General features: G+C 75.0%; 10 protein-coding genes. 7 read left to right on the forward strand and 3 right to left on the reverse strand.

The window, feature by feature from the left end:
• Positions 1-24: 24 nt before the first annotated feature.
• Positions 25-294 (forward strand): acylphosphatase, encoded by a 270-nt coding sequence (locus tag J2S41_RS06875; protein WP_310364492.1) that lies wholly within the window; start codon positions 25-27, stop codon positions 292-294.
• A gap of 233 nt (positions 295-527) precedes the next feature.
• Positions 528-1,187 carry a polysaccharide deacetylase family protein gene (locus J2S41_RS06880; RefSeq protein ID WP_310364494.1) on the forward strand — a complete coding sequence of 220 codons (660 nt, stop codon included), beginning with the start codon at positions 528-530 and terminating at the stop codon, positions 1,185-1,187.
• Positions 1,188-1,703: 516 nt separating this feature from the next.
• Here the strand turns inward: J2S41_RS06880 and J2S41_RS06885 are convergent.
• Positions 1,704-2,594 carry a thermonuclease family protein gene (locus J2S41_RS06885; RefSeq protein ID WP_310364495.1) on the reverse strand — a complete coding sequence of 297 codons (891 nt, stop codon included), beginning with the start codon at positions 2,592-2,594 and terminating at the stop codon, positions 1,704-1,706.
• A gap of 338 nt (positions 2,595-2,932) precedes the next feature.
• Positions 2,933-3,808: a hypothetical protein gene (locus J2S41_RS06890; protein WP_310364496.1), complete on the reverse strand. Its 876-nt coding sequence runs from the start codon at positions 3,806-3,808 to the stop codon at positions 2,933-2,935.
• Positions 3,809-4,009: 201 nt separating this feature from the next.
• Between J2S41_RS06890 and J2S41_RS06895 the strand changes: the two genes are divergently transcribed.
• The 5 genes from J2S41_RS06895 to J2S41_RS06915 all read left to right on the forward strand — a co-directional run bounded on the left by J2S41_RS06895 (position 4,010) and on the right by J2S41_RS06915 (position 13,899).
• Positions 4,010-4,933, forward strand: coding sequence for an ABC transporter ATP-binding protein (locus J2S41_RS06895; protein WP_310364500.1), 924 nt, complete (start codon positions 4,010-4,012; stop codon positions 4,931-4,933).
• Between the two features lie 70 nt (positions 4,934-5,003).
• On the forward strand, positions 5,004-5,672 hold the full coding sequence (locus J2S41_RS06900; RefSeq protein WP_310364503.1) for an ABC transporter ATP-binding protein: 669 nt from the start codon (positions 5,004-5,006) through the stop codon (positions 5,670-5,672).
• The gene (locus J2S41_RS06905) at positions 5,669-8,842 is read left to right on the forward strand and encodes an FtsX-like permease family protein (RefSeq protein WP_310364506.1); all 3,174 of its coding nucleotides are present in this window, start codon (positions 5,669-5,671) and stop codon (positions 8,840-8,842) included. Before J2S41_RS06900 ends, J2S41_RS06905 begins: the two co-directional genes overlap by 4 nt.
• Entirely contained in the window at positions 8,839-11,757 is a 2,919-nt protein-coding gene (locus J2S41_RS06910) for an FtsX-like permease family protein (RefSeq protein WP_310364509.1), read from the forward strand. The genes J2S41_RS06905 and J2S41_RS06910 overlap by 4 nt, the downstream gene beginning before the upstream one ends.
• Before the next feature lie 57 nt (positions 11,758-11,814).
• On the forward strand, positions 11,815-13,899 hold the full coding sequence (locus tag J2S41_RS06915) for a protein kinase domain-containing protein (protein ID WP_310364512.1): 2,085 nt from the start codon (positions 11,815-11,817) through the stop codon (positions 13,897-13,899).
• Between the two features lie 1,212 nt (positions 13,900-15,111).
• On the opposite strand, the gene J2S41_RS06920 is transcribed toward J2S41_RS06915, so the two are convergent.
• A complete protein-coding gene (locus tag J2S41_RS06920; RefSeq protein WP_310364514.1) occupies positions 15,112-16,083 on the reverse strand; it encodes an anti-sigma factor RsbA family regulatory protein in 972 nt (323 codons plus the stop codon).
• Positions 16,084-16,155: the final 72 nt, after the last annotated feature.

Raw genomic sequence — 16,155 nt, forward strand, 5'->3', positions numbered from 1 at the left:
CAAAGCAGGGGACGGGATGGTTGCATGGAACGGATTCGGGTGCTGGTGTCGGGTCGCGTCCAGGGCGTCTCGTACCGTGACACCTGCCGCCGGGAGGCGGAGCGGCACGGCCTGACCGGCTGGGTCCGCAACCTGCCGGACGGGCGCGTGGAGGCGGTCTTCGAGGGCTCGCCCGACGCGGTGCGCCGCATGGCCGACTGGTGCCGCGGCGGGCCGCCGCACGCCTCGGTCACCGACGTCACCGAGATCGCGGAGGCCCCGGAGCACCTCACCGGCTTCGCGGTGGCCGGGTAGACGCTCACCGGCTTCGGCGTGCGTAGCGCGTCGCCGCCGCGGGTCGCCCGCGGTGCCGTCGCGCGTTCCCGGGCGTCTCCGGTGCTGTGATCGCGTCCGGGGAACGTCGATGACCCACCGGATCGGGTGGTGCGGCCACCACCCGCCCGGGCGGTGCGGTGTCGGGTCTTGGTCGCAGCGGGCCGGGAGCGGGGAGCCGCGGGTCATCGTGAGGGATGCGCACTCTTCGATTCATGATCACGGCGTTGGCCGGGGCGGCACTGCTGGTGCCCGGGTCCGCCGCCACCGGGTCCGAGCGGCCGGCCGCGGGGGCCGCGGCCGCTCAGACGGTCGCGCTGACGTTCGACGACGGACCGCACGCGACGTACACCCCGCAGATCCTCGACGTCCTCGCCGCCGAAGGCGTCACGGCCACGTTCTGCCTGGTCGGAACGCAGGCGCAGCGCAATCCCGCGCTGGTCCGGCGGATCGTGGCCGAGGGGCACCGGCTCTGCAACCACTCGATGCGGCACGACAACCTGTCCACCTGGACGGCCGCGCAGATCGAGGCCGACCTGCTGGCCGCGAACGCGGCGATCCGGGCCGCGGCGCCCGGCGCGCCGATCCCGTACTTCCGCGCGCCCTACGGCGCCTGGGGCCCGTCCGCGACCGTCGCCGCCGGCCTCGGCATGGCCCGGCTCGGCTGGACCGTCGACACCCGCGACTGGAGCCGCCCCGGCACCGACGCGATCGTGGCCGCGGTGCAGACCCAGCTACGCCCCGGCGGCATCGTCCTGATGCACGACGGCGGCGGCGACCGCTCCCACACCGTCCAGGCCCTCACCATCCTCATCCCACTCCTCCGCGACTCCGGCTGGACCTTCACGGTCCCACCGACCCTCGCCACCCTTTAGCGCCCGCCTGCACCCGCGGGTGCGGGTGTCCCGGTCACGGTGCCCGCGGGATTGCACGTTCGCGGTGCCGCTGGTGCTCGGGATTGAGACATGGGCGCTCCGCGCCCGAAATTTCGCTATGTCGCCGACGCGATGATCGTCCACTGTGGCGATGTGAGGCTCAGGCACGTTATTCGGGCCGAATAACGTGCCTGAGCCTCACAAGGTGGGCGATCGGCCCGGTCAGCGGGAAGATCACGACCCCGGCGATGGACACGAGTCCCGGGTCGTGCGGTCGGCGCGCCACGGATCGCGCCGAGTCCGGTCTCCGGTGGTGATTGCGGCGCGTCCCGGTTGCGCCGAGTCCGGCGTCTGATCGCGATCGCGGCGCGCCACGGTGTCGCGAGGGCGCGTCGGGGTTGGGGTGACCAGCGGCGGGACCGGAAGGGAGGAGCGCCAGCGACGACCGGGGCCCGCGGGAGCATGCGGACCGCGGCCACGCCGGAAGCGGGAATATGAAGGTCCTGAAAAAGATCGTCAGGCGCCGACCAGGCGTGCCGTGGGCAGCAGGTTGAGGTCGCGGATGGCGTTGCGCAGGTCGTCGGGCCAGAGCCAGAGGCGGTACTCGGGGGTGACGCGGAAGTAGTCCTCGGGGCCGAAGAGTTCGCGGGTGCGCATGTCGGCGCAGTAGCGTTCGCGCCAGGCGCGGGGGCTGCCGGTCAGGTCGCGGCCCTCGACCAGGGTGCGGGTGATCTGGAAGAGGCGTTCCATCGAGCGGTACTCGTAGGCGAGCAGCGTCTCGGCGGATTCCCAGATGCCGCGTGCGGCGGTGCGGGCCTCGGTGGCGGCCTCGATCAGCAGGGCCAGGTCGGCGGCGCCGGGGATGGAGGGGTGGATCACGAACGGGGCGGCCCAGCCGGCGCGGACCAGGTCGAGGTTGAACGTGGAGCGCTGCTCGCGGGTCATGGTGCGGCGCTCGGCGGCGGAGTAGTCCGGCGCGACGTAGGCGAGCAGCCGGTGGTTGGTGTCGAACGGCGCGTCCGCGGTGCGCACGAACAGGTTGCGCCGGGTGCCGTCCGGCCTGGTCAGACGGGTCATGATGTTGTTCTTGCTGAACTCGGACGCGGCCTTGCCCTGGGTGAAGTGCAGCGTGCCGGCGTGCCCGGTCTCCAGCCGCGGCTTCAGGTGGTCGGCGAGCGCGTCGTCGATCGGCGCGCGGCCCTCGTCCATCCAGGCCGCGAGCTGCTTGAAGTTCTGATCGATCGCGGCGGCCCGGTCCTCCGACCGCGCGGTCACCTCCGGCGTGTCGACGCTGAGCATACGGACCGGCATCCGGAGGTTCGGGGTGTCACCGTCGGTGACGTCGACGAGCGCCTTGGCGCCCAGGTTCGGCATCGAGGCGCCGTCCGGCGCCCAGAGGATCTGCACGGGGTCCATGGTGGGTTCGCCTGCCTGCGGAAGGGATGCTGTCGCCCCAGTGCAGCACCGGCCGCGCTCGCCCGGCAGCCACCTGCCGAAAGCCGACCCGATCGGGTCCCATTTGAAGACATTGTGCATTCCCGCTTCCGGCGGGTCCGGTTCCGCATGCTCCCGCGGGCACCGGTCGTCGCTGGCGCTCCTCCCTTCCGGCTCCGTGGCGGGCCGGGGCGAGCCGCGCGATCCGTGATCACGCAGCGTGAGTGCCGCGGCGCCGGTCCGGCGGCGCGCACGCGAAGGCCCCCTACCGATGCGCCGGAAGGGGGCCTTCGTCGTACGGCGAGAGGGGATCAGTTCTCGCCGACGGGGTTGCCGTTCGCGTCGTACGCGGCGCCCTCGGCATCGGCGTCCTCCGCGGCGGCCTCGTCCTCCGCACCGGCCTCGGCCTCATCCTCGGCACCGGCCTCGCCCTCGGCACCGGCCTCGGCGCCCGCGTCACCGGCGTCCTCGGCGCCGACGCCCGCGGCGGCCTTGGCCTCGGCCAGCGCCAGGCACGCCTCGAAGAAGACGGTCTGCGCGTCCGCGACGGCCTGCTCGGCCGCGGCGGCGTCCTCGGCGGCGGCGTCCTCACCCGCGGCCTCGTCCTCGGCGGCGTCCTCCGCGCCCGCGCTCGCCTCGGCGCCCGCGCTCGCCTCCGCTTCGGCCTCCTCCTCGGCCTCGGCCTTGGCGGCCCAGCCGGCGGCCATCTCCGCGGACTTCTTCGCCGACTTCGTGGCGGCGGCGATCTCCTTCTCCGCCTGCTCCTTGGCGGCGGCGTCCTCGGCGGACTCGCTCTCCTCGGGGGCCGCGGTCTCCTCGGCGGCGGCGTCACCCTCGCCCGCCACCTCCTCCTGCGCGTCCTGCAACGCGGCCGCGAAGACGTCGCACGACTCGTCCAGCGCGGTGGCCGCGGCCTGAGCCGCCTCCACCGCGTCGCCGCCGCCCTCCGGCGCGAGTTCCTCGCCGTCACAGAGCACCACGCCGCCGTTGATCTCGACCGCGGCGCAGTCGGAGACGTCGAACTGCTGCCCCTCGACGTTGATCACGTGTGCGGCGGCGGCCGCGTTCTTGTTCTCACCGGCATTGGCGAGGCCGAGGCCCGTGACGCCGGCCACCACGATCGCGCCCGCGACGGCAGCCGCGCCGATCGCCTTGCGGTTCTTCAGGGTGCCGTATCGCCATTGCATCTCTTCCACCACTCCCAGCGGGCTCGGATTCATGAACGTGCGCGCACCGGGTCCTACGCGGCCCGCGGCCCGGACGGTTCAGGGCCGGCCGGAATCAGCGCCGATTCACCCATACGGGGGCGTATGCATCTGGCAGATCATGGTCGTTGACCGAGGAGACATCGATGTATAGGGTCTGGCGGTCACCGGCAGAGGAGAGGGATGTCCGTCACACCACTGTCCCTGCCGAGCCCGCCGGACCGCGCGCCCGAGTTCGGCCAGGACGCGCTCATCGTGTGCGAGAGCCTGGTCCGCATCTACCAGACCGGCTCGATCGAGGTGCAGGCGCTGCAGGGCCTCGACCTGACCGTGGAGCCGGGGGAGATGGTCGCGGTCGTCGGCGCGTCCGGCTCCGGCAAGTCCACCCTGCTGTCCATCCTCGCCGGTATCGACGCGCCCACCGCGGGCCGCGCCCGGGTCGACACGTGGAACCTGCTGGACATGTCCCGCGCGGACCGGGTGCGCTACCGGCGGCACACGGTCGGGTTCGTGCGGCAGCAGACCGCCAGCAACCTGGTGCCGTACCTGACGGCGCGCCAGATGGTGGACCTGCCGATGACCGCGGCGCGCACGCCCGCCCGCGAACGGAAGGCGCGCGCCGCGGAGCTGCTGGACATGCTCGGCGTGGGGGACCTGGCCGACCGGCGCCCCGCGCAGCTCTCCGGCGGGCAGCAGATGCGGGTGGCGATCGCGGTCGCGCTGGCGAACCGGCCGCGCGTGCTGCTGGCCGACGAGCCCACCGGCGAGTTGGACACCGCCACCTCGGCCGAGGTCTTCGGCGCGCTGCGCGACGTCAACCGCGCGCTCGGCGTCACGATCGTGGTGGTCACGCACGACCCGGAGGTCAGCGGCCAGGTGGAGCGCACGGTCGCGATCCGGGACGGGCGGACCAGCAGCGAGGTGCTGCGCCGCGCCGCCGTGAACGGCGACGGCGACAGCGAGGTGATCGCGGAGGAGTACGCGGTGATGGACCGCGCCGGACGCGTGCAGGTGCCACGCGAATACCGCGAGGCGCTGGCGCTCACCCGCCGCGTCCGCCTCGCCCTGGAGTCCGACCACGTCTCTATCAAGCGGGACGATTCATGAGCGAGATTTCGAGCGAATCATTGGCTCAGCGCCGACCACGCCGGAACCGCGGCGCCGAGGTGGGTCCGGCATGACCATTTTGACGGTACGGAACGTCAGCCGGCGGTTCGGCAGCGGTGAGGGCGTGGTGCACGCGCTGCGGGACGTGTCCTTCGACGTCGAGCCCGGCACCATGGTGGCGCTGGTCGGCCGCTCCGGGTCCGGCAAGACCACGCTGCTCAACGTGATCGGTGGGCTGGATCGGCCGGACGAGGGCACGGTGCACGTCGACGGCGTGGAGGTCACCGCGCTGGACGAGGACGGCCTGGCCCACCTGCGGCGGGAGCGCGTGGCGTACGTGTTCCAGACGTTCGGCCTGATCCCGGTGCTGTCCGCGGCCGAGAACGTGGGCGCGCCGCTGCGGCTGGCCCGCACCCCCGCCGCGGAGCGGGAGAGCCGCGTCGCGCTGCTGCTGGAGCTGGTCGGGCTGGCCGGCCACGCGGCGCAGCGGCCCGGCGAGCTGTCCGGCGGCCAGCAGCAGCGCGTCGCGATCGCCCGCGCGCTGGCGGCGAGCCCCCGGCTGCTGATCGCGGACGAGCCGACCGGCCAGCTCGACGCGGAGACCGGCCTGGCCGTGATGGCGCTGCTGCGCGGCATCGTCGAGTCCGAGGGCGTGACCGCGCTGGTCTCCACGCACGACCCGGTGATGATGGCGCTGGCCGACCGTGTCATCAACATCCACGATGGCCGAGTGGAATGACGTTCCTCGTCAGGCGCGCCCGCGCGCAGTGGCCGCTGCTGGCCGCGCTGCTGGCCGTGGTCACGGTGGGCGTCACGCTGCTGGGCGTCTGCGCGCTCCTGATCACCCGTACCGGTGAGCGCGCGGTGGAGACCGCGGCGGCGCGCGCCGTCGCGGAGGAGACGGACGTGACCGCGTACACGGTGACCGTGGGCGGGCCGGACGCGCGGTCGGTCATCGAGGACACCGGCGGCGTGCTGACCGACGCGCTGGCGCCGCTGCCGGCCACGCTCTCCACCCGCGCGTCCACGCTGCTGCGGCCGCTGCCGAGCGTGCCGAAGGGCGGCGACTTCCCGTCCCAGGGCTACCTGTCCGCGGTCTCCGACCTGGCGTCGCGGGTCGAGGTGGTGGAGGGCCGGCTGCCCGCCGCCGGGTACGAGACCGCGGTCTTCACCAGCACCGCCACCCAGCTCGGCATCGACGTCGGGGACCGGCTGCCGTTCGGCGTGGAGACCTCCCCGGCGCGCCCGGCCGGGTTCGAGGTCACCGTGGTCGGCGTCGTCGCGCCGCTGCCCGGCACCGGCTGGGACCGCGACCCGCTGGCCGCCGCCGGGTTCAACCCCGCCTACAACGACGGGCGGTTCCAGCGTCCGCTCGCCACGTACGGCCCGTTCCTGGTCGGCCTGGAGACTTTGCTGGGCACCGGTTCCTCGCTGGACCGGCTGGACGTCACCGCGCACCCGGACCTGTCCGGTGCGGACCGGCGCGACCTGGACGCCGTCGAGGCCCGGGTGCGCGCCGCGGACCGGCGGCTCGGCGGCGTGCTCGGCGACCGCGTCGAGATCGAGCGGATCGCCACGAACCTGCCCCGCACGCTCGCCGCCGCGGACGAGCAGCAGCAGGTCACCACGGCCACGGTCGCGTCCGTCGCGATTCTCGGTTCGGTGCTGACCGCGACCGCGCTGGCGCTGGCCGGGCGGCTGACCGCGGGCGTCCGTACCGTGGAGACCTCGCTCCTGACCGCGCTCGGCTTCAGCCGGCGGCAGCTGGCGGCCACCGCGGTCACCGAGTCGCTGCTGATCGCCGGGCTGGCGGTGGCGATCGGCGTGCCCGCGTCGTCCGGGCTGCACGCGAGCCTGACCCAGCTGCCCGCGCTGCGTGACGCCGGGCTGGCGGAACGCCCGGCCGTCACCGTGATCCAGGTGCTGGCGGTCGCCGGCGGCGCGCTCGCGCTGACCGCGGTGCTGGTGTCGCTGGCGCTGCGCCCGGTCACCGAGGTCCGCGCCCGCCGCGGCCGGGCTGAGCTGCTGGCCCGCTCCGGCGCGGACGTGCTGCTGGTCGCCTTCGCCGGGATCGGGCTGTGGCAGCTGTGGTCGCAGCCGGCCGAGGCCGAGGGCGGTCAGGACGCGGTACGCGTCCTCGCCCCCGCGCTGCTCCTGCTCGCCGGCGCCGCGCTCGCGCTCCGGCTGGTTCCGCCCGCGCTCGCGCTCGCGGACCGGCTGGCCCGGCGCGCCCGCGGTTTCGTCGTCCCGCTCGCCGCGTTCGAGGCCGCGCGCCGGCCGCAGGCGGTCGCGGCCGGGCTGCTGGTGGGGCTGGCCTGCGCGGCCGGCACGTTCGGCGTCGGGTTCGACGCCACCTGGCAGCGGTCCCAGCACGATCAGGCCGCGCTCGGCGTCGGCACCGACCTGGCGATCACGCTGGACTCCCGGGCCGCGCCCGGTCAGGGCGCCGCCGTGGTGGCCGCGACCGGCGGCACCGCGGCCGCGGTCACGGACCGGCCGGTCTCGGTCGGGCAGTGGCTCGGCAGCGGCGGCGACGCGCCCCGGCTGGTCGCGGTCGACACCGCGCACGCCGGTGAGCTGCTGCGCGGCCGGCTCGACGGCGGGCGCACCTGGGGCGACGTCGGCGCCGCGCTGACGCCGCCGCCCGCGCCCGCGGGCGTGCCGGTGCCGGCCGGCACCGCGATCTCGCTGCGCGGCACGAACACCAGCTCGACGCCGGTCTCGGTCACGCCGCGGCTGATCTTCCAGGACCGGTCCGGGGTACGCGTGCCGTGCCTCGCCGACCCGGTCCCGCTGGACGGCGCCGAGCACCCGCTGCCCGGCTGCGTGCCCACCGACGGCCTCACGCTGGTCGCGGTCGCGCTGCCGGTCAAGGCCGCCTGGGAGTCCGTGTTCGAGGGCCTGACCGGCGCGGGCGGCGACGCGGACGCCGGGACGATCGCGGTCGAGCTGACGCTCCCCGGTGTCACCGGCGCGGCCGGGGCGCCGTGGCGGGCGCACTCGGCCGGCCCGGTGCCGGAGATGCTCAGCGGCCAGACCGCGACGTTCGCCGGCGAGGTGCTCCGGCTGGGCGCGGAGGTGTCGCTGGCCGGCGCGCCGGACGCGGCGCGGACGCTGGTCGCCGCCGTGTTCGACGCGCCCGCGCCCGTGCCGGTCGCGATCTCCGCCCGGTTCGCGGACGAACTGGGCGTCGGGCCGGGCGACCCGCTCTCCGTCACGGTCGGCATCACGCCGGTGAGCGTGCGGGTGGTGGACGTCGTACCGACCGTGCCGTCCGCGCCGGGCGCCGGCGCGCTGCTGGCGGACGCGGACTGGCTCTCCCGCGCGCTGGTCGTGCACAGCGGCGAGGCGACGCCGCCGGTGGACGCGTGGTGGGCCGGCGGCGTCACGCCCGGCGCGGCCGAGCGGGCCGCGGCGCTGCACCTCGGCGCGGTGCTCACCCGGGACGGCGAGGCCGCGCGGCTCACCGGCGGGCCGCTGCGCGCCGGGCTGCCGGCCACGCTGCGGCTGCTGGTACCCGCGGCGGCGTTGCTGCTGCTGGCCGGCGTGATCCTGCACGTCACCTGCGACCTTCAGGTGCGGGCGCTGGAGGTGGCGCGGTTGCGCGGGCTCGGCATGACCCGGCGGGAGATCCGGCGCGTGCTGCTCGGCCAGCACGCGGGCGTCCTGACGCCGCTGATCGTGGCCGGGACACTGGTCGGCGCGCTGGCCACGGTGCTGGTCGCGCCGCCGCTGGTGCGCTCGGACACCGGCGCCGCGCCGACCCCGGCGGCGCTGCCGTACTGGCCGTGGCTCGCCGAGGCCGCGCTGTTCACCGCGCTGCTGGCCGCATGCCTGCTGGCGGTGGCCGTGGTGGTCGCGGTGCAGGCCCGGCGCGCGGACGCGGCCCACCTGCGGGTGGCGTCGTGAGGCCGGCTCCGCACTGGCCGAGCGTCGCCGGCCGGGCGCGCGCCGACGCCGGTCCGCTCGCGCTGGTCGCGGTGGTGGTCGCGGTCGCGGCGCTGCTGACCGGCGCGGTGCCGCCGCTGGTGCGGGCCACGGCGGACGCCGCGGTCCGGGACGCGGTGCGCCGCGCCGGCACCGAGGCGACCATCCGCGTGCAGGCCGGGTGGGAGCCGGACGACGGCCCGACCGGCCGGGTCCGCCAGCCGGAGCTGAGCGCGGACGTGGACTCGGTCCGCCGGCTGACCGTGGCCGGCCTGAGCCCGGACGTGGAGGAGCTGGTCAAGCCGCCGATCGCGTCCGTGATCAGCGACAGCCTGACGATCAAGGGCGGCACCGAGCCGCGCACGGTCCAGCTCGTCTATCTGGCGAACACGCCGGAGGCCGGGGGCGGGCCCGAGGTCACCTGGATCGCCGGCGCCGCGCCCGCCGCCACCGCGGAGGGCGTCGCGGACGTGCGGTACAACGAGGAGTGGACGGTCCAGGCCGGGCTGTCCGAGTCGGCCGCCGCCGCGCTCGGCGTCCGTCCCGGTGACCGGATCGAGGCCCAGGACACCGACTCCAACCGCAAGGAGATCCTGGTCAGCGGCGTCTTCCGGCCGGTCGACCGGAACGATCCGGCGTGGCGGCTGGCGCCGGCCGCGCTCGACCCGGTGGCGGGTGCGGACGGTGTCGGCATCACCCGGTACGGCGCGCTGCTCTCCCGCGACTCGCTGCCGGACGCCCGGCTCGCGCTCACCGCCGAACAGCTCAACCGGACGATCTGGCTCACCCCGGACACGGACACGCTCACCTGGGCCGCGGCCGAGCGGCTCGCCGCCGCCGTGATCACGCTCAAGGCCCGGTCGGACAGCTCCGGCGCGCGCGGCGAGACGATCCGCTGGGAGACCCAGCTGGACGCCGTGCTGCGTGACGCCCGGGGCGCGGTCGACGCCGCCGTCACCCAGGCGTCCGTGCTGCTCATCGGCGTACTCACGGCCGCGGTCCTGGTGCTGCTGCTGGCCGCGGACCTGCTGGCCCGCCGCCGCGCCGGCGCGCTGACCGCGGCCCGGCAGCGCGGCGCCTCCCTGCCCGACCTCGCGGTCGAGCTGCTCGCCGAGTCCGTACCGGTGGCGCTGCTGGCCGCCGCGGCCGGGCTGGCGCTGGCCCGGGTGGTCGCGCCCGGCGTCGCCTGGACCTGGGCGTTGCCCGTGGTGATCGCCGCGATGGTCGCCGGCCCCGCGTTCGGCACCGCGACCGCCGCGCGCGCCACCCGCAACCGGCGTGCGCCCGCGAACCGCTCCGCCCGCCGCTGGGCCGCCCGGACCGCCGAACTGCGCCGGATCACACTGGAGGCGGCGATCGTGCTCGCCGCCGCGGGCGCTTTCGTGTCGCTGCGCCAGCGCGGCATCGTGGCCGGCGACGACGGGCTCCCGGCCAGCGCGCCCGGGCTCGCCGCGGTCGCGGCCGGGCTGCTGGTGCTGCGCCTGATGCCGGTCGGCACCGGCCTCGCGCTGCGCCGGTCCCTGCGCTCGCGCCGGCCGCTCGCGGTCTTCGGCGCCGCACGTGCCGCCGCCACGTCCGGCCGCGCGTTGCCGCTGCTGGCCATGGTCACGGGTACGGCACTGGCCACGTTCGCGCTCACGCTGGACGCCACCACGGCCCGCGGCCTGGCCGACGGCGCCTGGCGCACGACCGGCGCGGACGCCCGCCTGGACGTCGCCCCGGGTGCCAGCGGCTCCACGGCGGACCTGGCGGCCCGGATCGCGGCGGCGCCCGGCGTACGTCACGTGGTGGCGGGGCAGGTGCTGGACGGGGTAGGCGTGATCGCGGACGGATCGGCGGTGACGACGCGGCTGATCGCGGTGGACGCGGCGGCGTTCCGGGACCTGCTGCGGGACACGCCGATTCCGCAAGCGGGGGAGCTGGACCGGCTCGGGGGCGCGGCGCCGGGCCCGGAACCCGGTGGGGTCCGGGATTCCGCTCCCGGGCCGGCCCCGACGGCTGGTACCGCGCAAAGCCCGGCCCCGGATTCCGGCTCGGTCCCGGGTTCGGGCCCGGTATCGGCGGGCGCGCCGGGCGGCGGTTCCGCCTCGGCGTCCGCGTCCGCGGGCGCCGGGTCGGCCGCGACCGCGAGTCCCGGTCCGGGGTCGGCAACCGTGCCCGGCGGCGGTTCGGTGCCCGTCCTGGTGCGGTCCGGTGCCGGCCTGATCAGACCGGGCATGCGGCTTGAGCTGCGGCGGGAGGGCCTTCCCGGCGTGCCGCTGGCCGCGGTCGGGGAGGCGCCGCCGACCGGGGACGCGCCCGACCTGATCATCGCGGACGCCGCCGCGCTGGCCGCCGCCGGAGTGTCGGCGACGCCGGACACGATCTGGGTCACCGGGCCCGGCGCGGCCGACGCGGTACGCGGCGCCGACGTCGCCGCCACCGCGGTGCTCCGGGAGGAGGTGCTCGACGGCCGCCGCGCCGCCCCGCTCACCGCCGGCATGCTGCTGCTCACCCGGGCCGCCGCGATCACGCTGGTCGCGCTGGGACTGCTCGGCCTGCTGCTCGGCGCCGCCGCGGACGCGCCGGAACGCTGGCGGACGCTGAGCCGCCTGCGCACGCTCGGCCTGCGCCCGCGCGACACCCGCCGGGTCGCGGCCGGCGAGCTGCTGCCGCCCGCGCTGGCCGCCGCGATCGCCGGGCCGCTGGCCGGTCTCGCGCTGGCCTGGCTGGCCCGCGAGCCGCTGACGCTGCGGCTGCTGACCGCGCAGCAGTCCGACCCGGCGCTCGTGTTCCCGTGGTGGCAGCTCGCGCTGCTGGTCGCGGTGCTGCCGGTGGCGGCCGCCGTGGTCGCGCCGGTCGAGGCGGCCGTGCGCCGCCGCCGCAACCTGGCGGAGGTCCTCCGAATCGGTGGGTGACTTGCCGGGCACTGTTAGTGTTCTGACGCCGAATTCTCGCCAGTGCCGGGAGCGCGCATGCCTCCAGAGAGAAGCGCCAGGACCGCGGCGACCGCACTCCTCGAGTCGATCACCGACCCGGGCGGTGATCAGTGGATTCACGACCTCGAGGCGCATCGCGCGGCCGTGATCGTCCGGGGTGCCGCGCTGGTCCTGGGCAGCATCCTGGACCACGTCAACGATCACGAACTCGCCGGTCGTACCCCCGGGTTCATCGAGTCCTGCGAGCGCGCCGGGCAGCGAGCGGCGGCCCGTCCCGGCGACTCCGCGCAGCTCGCGGCCGGTCTGCTGTTCTTCATCTCGGTCAATGTGGAGCTGCTCCGGCGGCGCTTCGATCCGCCGTCCCCGGCCGAGCAGCGCGCCTCCGACGACACGTGCCGGCGACTGATCGCCCGGCCGCAGACCCGGCGCGCGATCCACGCGCTCTACGCGCCCGAGGGATTCACCAGGGCGGCACGCCCGGGGGAGCGGCCCGAGTCCGCGATCTGGCGGCACCTCGACGTGGACTCGATGGCGTACTTCAAGGCCGGCACCACGTCGCTGATCCTGACCGTGCGGGAGCAGGGCGAGACCGGCCCGCCCGCGTGGGTGCTCAAGTGCGTGCTGTTCCCGTGGGGCAACATGTCCGCGATCGCGAACGCCACCGCGGCCTACGCGTCCGTCTACGGCCGGGCACCCGATCCGATCGTACGGCCGCGCGCCTCCACCACCCGCTGGGTGCTGATGCCGCGGCAGGAGGGCGACACGCTGCGCGAGCGGATCGACCGGTGCCGGGCCGCGGGCGAACTCGACCGGGCCGGGGACCGGATCGCGTTCGCCCGGACCGTCGCTGCGGAGATCATCGCGGCGCTGCGGGTGGTCACGGACGCGCGCTACCAGCACCTGGACCTGTCGCCCAGCAACATCATCCTGACCGGCACCGGCGCGGTGAAGCTGATCGACCTGGGGCGCAACCACCTGTACAGCCGGCAGGTCGGCATCGCGGAGCACGACGACTCCGTCTACATCGCGCCCGAGGTGAAGAACCGCGGCGACTCACCCACGTCCGACGTGTACTCACTGGGGATCATCGTCCTGGAGATCCTGTCCGGCGGGCCGCCGCGCGACGGCCGGGTGCCGGACGCGATCTACGAGATGAGCCCGGTGCTCGGCCGCGCCATGGACGACCTGATCGAGGAGCGGCCGGCGCACCGGCTGCTGCTGATGGAGACCGGCACCGATCCGGTGTACGCGCGGCTGGGCGCGTTCCTGGCCGAGGCGTTCTCGCTGGCCGAGGCGGAGCCGTCCGCGTCGCCGAGCGCGGCCGGTCGCGCGTACGCCCGGTTCGCGCCCGCGTCCCGCGAACTGCTCACCCAGGTGCGCAAATGGCGTCAGGCTCGCGGCAGCCCGATCCGCCACAGCGGCTACCTGCTGTTCTTCGCGCTGCTGGCCAGCGCGGTCTGGTGGTTCGTCTTCACCCGCACGGCCGTACCGCAGCTCGCCGACGTGATCAAGGAGTTCCCGCGGCTGCCCAAGGCGCCCACCGCCGCCGCGATCATCGCGTTCGCCCAGGGCCTGGTGAGCGCGAAGTTCTACCAGACCATCCTGGCGCGGCTCACCGCGCGCGGCATCCCCGGCGCACTGCCGCTGGCCACCGAGATCGCCATGCGGTCGATGCCCCTCCTCGCGCTGCCCACCACGATCGTCGCGGTCGGCTGGAAGCCACACCTGTGGGCGTGGTCGGTCGCGGCGGGCGCGCTGCTGGTGGCGCTGACCAACCTGCTCTGCCTGCTGCTCGCGCGGCGCCTCTTCGCATCCGGCCGCGGCCACGACCTGTCCACCGTGCCGGACCCGGGCGTACCGCTGCCCCGCGGCTTCGAGCAGTGGTGGTGGACCATGCTGCTCTACGCCGCCATCCTGACGATCATCGCGTACGGCCTCCAGGTTCGCTGGCTGCACGACGAGACCGCGATCGTGCTCGGCCTGATGGTCATCAACCTCGGCATCCACTACATCTCGAAGTGCGCCCTCGCCGGGCCGGCGATCCGTGGAGGGCTGGCGCGCGCTTTCGTCATCGGCGAGAAGGTCACCGCGCTCACCCGGACCCCGCGCCGGCGCGGCTGACCAGCGCGGGCCGACGCCGGCGGCCCGCCCGGGCCGCCACCCGGTGCGGTGACTGTGCGGCTTGCGTTGGTGGTTCGGCTGCGTGGGAGGGGTTGCGGTTCGGTGTGGTGATCGTGCGGCTTGCGGTGGTGGTTCGGCCGCTTGCGCGGGGGTCTGGTGCGGTGACTGTGCGGCTTGCGTTGGTGGTTCGGCTGTGTGGAGGGGGTTGCGGTTCGGTGTGGTGATCGTGCGGCTCGTGTTGGTGGTTCGGCCGCTTGCGCGGGGGTCTGGTGCGGTGACTGTGCGGCTCGCGGTGGTGGTTCGGCTGGGGCGGGGGCTGTGGGCTCGTGCAGTTGCTTGCGCGACTCGCGTCAGTGATCCATCTGATTTCGCGAGACGTGAGCGTCGACGCGTGATCGAGCTAGTGACCGCGTCGGCGAGGGCCGCGATCTTTCGTGAAATCCGATTGATCCCCCACTTTGTGAGGCTCAGGCACGTTATTCCGCGCGAATAACGTGCCTGAGCCTCACAAAGTCATCCCGGTGATCAATTCCGGTCCCCCATATGCCGAAATTTCGGGCGCGAAGCGCCCGATCTCAGCCTCTGCCCGCCTCGAGCTCGGTCGCCTTTCGCGTTGGGTGGCGAGTGCTTCGCTGACGGTGTCGTGAGGTGGTGCGGCGTTTGCGTCTGGTGCGGTGTGTCGGCGGTGGTGTGGTGCGGCCTGTGCGGTCGGTGGTGCGGCGTTTGCGTGTGGTGGCGGTTGTCGCGGGTGGTGTGGTGCGGCCTGTGCGGTCGGTGGTGCGGCGTTTGCGTCTGGTGCGGTGTGTTGCCGGTGGTGTGGTGCGGCCTGTGCGGTCGGCGGTGCGGCGTTGCGTTGGTGCGGTGTGTCGCCGGTGGTGTCGTGCGGCCCGTGCGGTCGGTGGTGCGGCATTTGCGTCTGGTGGCGGTGGGTCGCCCGTGGTGTCATGCGGGTGTGCGGTCGGTAGTGCGGCGTTTGCGCCTGGTGGCACTGGCGGTGTGCTGCGGCATGTGCGGTCGGTGCTGAAGTTGCGCTGGTGGTGGTGCGAGGCGGTGCGGCGTCGGCGGCGGGGGCGCGTGTCGTGGCTGCTGGTGCCGTGTGGGTCACGCGGGCTTCGCCGTGGTCGGGGAGGTGAGGTCGCGGCCGCCGAGCGGGGCGTGACGTGAGCAGGGCGCGGAGGCCGCGCGGTGCGCCGGGGGCCGCCGGACGTGCGGTCAGACCGTCATCGTGACCGTGACCGTGTAGCCGTCCGGGCCGTGGCGTTCGGTGACCGCGTCGCAGCATTGGTGGGTGACCCAGAGGCCCAGGCCGCCGCGGGCGCCGTCGCCGGTCGGGAGGAGGCCGGCGAACGGGTCGGTGGGGCCGCGACCGCCGTCGGTGACCGATATGACGGTGCGGTCGGGCAGGGCCCACATGCGGAGGCGGATCGGGGGTGTGCCGTGGCGGTGGGCGTTGGTGACGGTCTCGCTGACGGCGACCGCCAGGTCGTCGAGCCGGTCGGGGGCGAGGCGGCCGCCGTCGACGGCGCTGACCATGCGGCGGGCCTCGGACGGGGACGGGGCGTGCAGCTCGACGTGGGGCGGTGGCATCGGGCCGGTGGGGCGGAGGCGGATGCCGGGGAGGAAGACCTCCGGCGGTACGTAACACGCGTGCGGCAGGTGGGTGCCGCCGGGCGCGGCGGTGCGCGGGTGGGTGCGGGCCACGTCGTCGAGCACGTGCGCGGGCGTGCGCAGCCGGTCGTAGGCGCACATGCCCCAGACCGGGAACTCGTCGTACGCGTGGTTGATCGCGGACTCGTAGCGCGCCCACCACTCCCAGCCGGGTCCGAACGTGGCGGGCGGCAGCTCGCCGGCCACGCGGATCTGGGTGGCGCCGGCCTCGACGTGTCCGGCGAACAGCGCGCGGAACTCGCGGATGGTGGACGCGGGCCGGGTGTAGCGGGCGCCGGCCTGCACGAAGTCGACCTTGACGTCGGCCGGCAGCGCGTCCCGGACCAGTGATGCGTGCGCCTCGCCGAACACCACCAGCGTGGGCTCGCCCGCGGCCACGCCGTCCAGCAGGAACGGCATCACGATGGCCAGCAGTTCGTCGGGGCCGGAGTAGAACGCGGCCTCGTGGAAGTAGCCCCGGTGCCCGGCCGCCGCGCCCGTGCGCGCCGGGGAGGGGAGGCGGGCGGGGATGTCCACGCCCTCCAGTCTATGCCCGCGCCACCCGCCGTCCACCAGTGCCGAAAAACCGCATAAATGGGTAAAAACCCG

The organism is Catenuloplanes atrovinosus, from assembly GCF_031458235.1.
In the GTDB taxonomy this organism is placed as follows: Bacteria; Actinomycetota; Actinomycetes; order Mycobacteriales; family Micromonosporaceae; genus Catenuloplanes; species Catenuloplanes atrovinosus.

Bases quoted from the DNA above. Each gene is read 5' to 3' on its own strand.
- J2S41_RS06875 (WP_310364492.1), top strand. From the start codon at position 25: ATGGAACGGATTCGGGTGCTGGTGTCGGGTCGCGTCCAGGGCGTCTCG.
- J2S41_RS06880 (WP_310364494.1), top strand. From the start codon at position 528: ATGATCACGGCGTTGGCCGGGGCGGCACTGCTGGTGCCCGGGTCCGCC.
- J2S41_RS06890 (WP_310364496.1), bottom strand. From the start codon at position 3,808: ATGCAATGGCGATACGGCACCCTGAAGAACCGCAAGGCGATCGGCGCG.
- J2S41_RS06895 (WP_310364500.1), top strand. From the start codon at position 4,010: ATGTCCGTCACACCACTGTCCCTGCCGAGCCCGCCGGACCGCGCGCCC.
- J2S41_RS06900 (WP_310364503.1), top strand. From the start codon at position 5,004: ATGACCATTTTGACGGTACGGAACGTCAGCCGGCGGTTCGGCAGCGGT.
- J2S41_RS06905 (WP_310364506.1), top strand. From the start codon at position 5,669: ATGACGTTCCTCGTCAGGCGCGCCCGCGCGCAGTGGCCGCTGCTGGCC.
- J2S41_RS06915 (WP_310364512.1), top strand. From the start codon at position 11,815: ATGCCTCCAGAGAGAAGCGCCAGGACCGCGGCGACCGCACTCCTCGAG.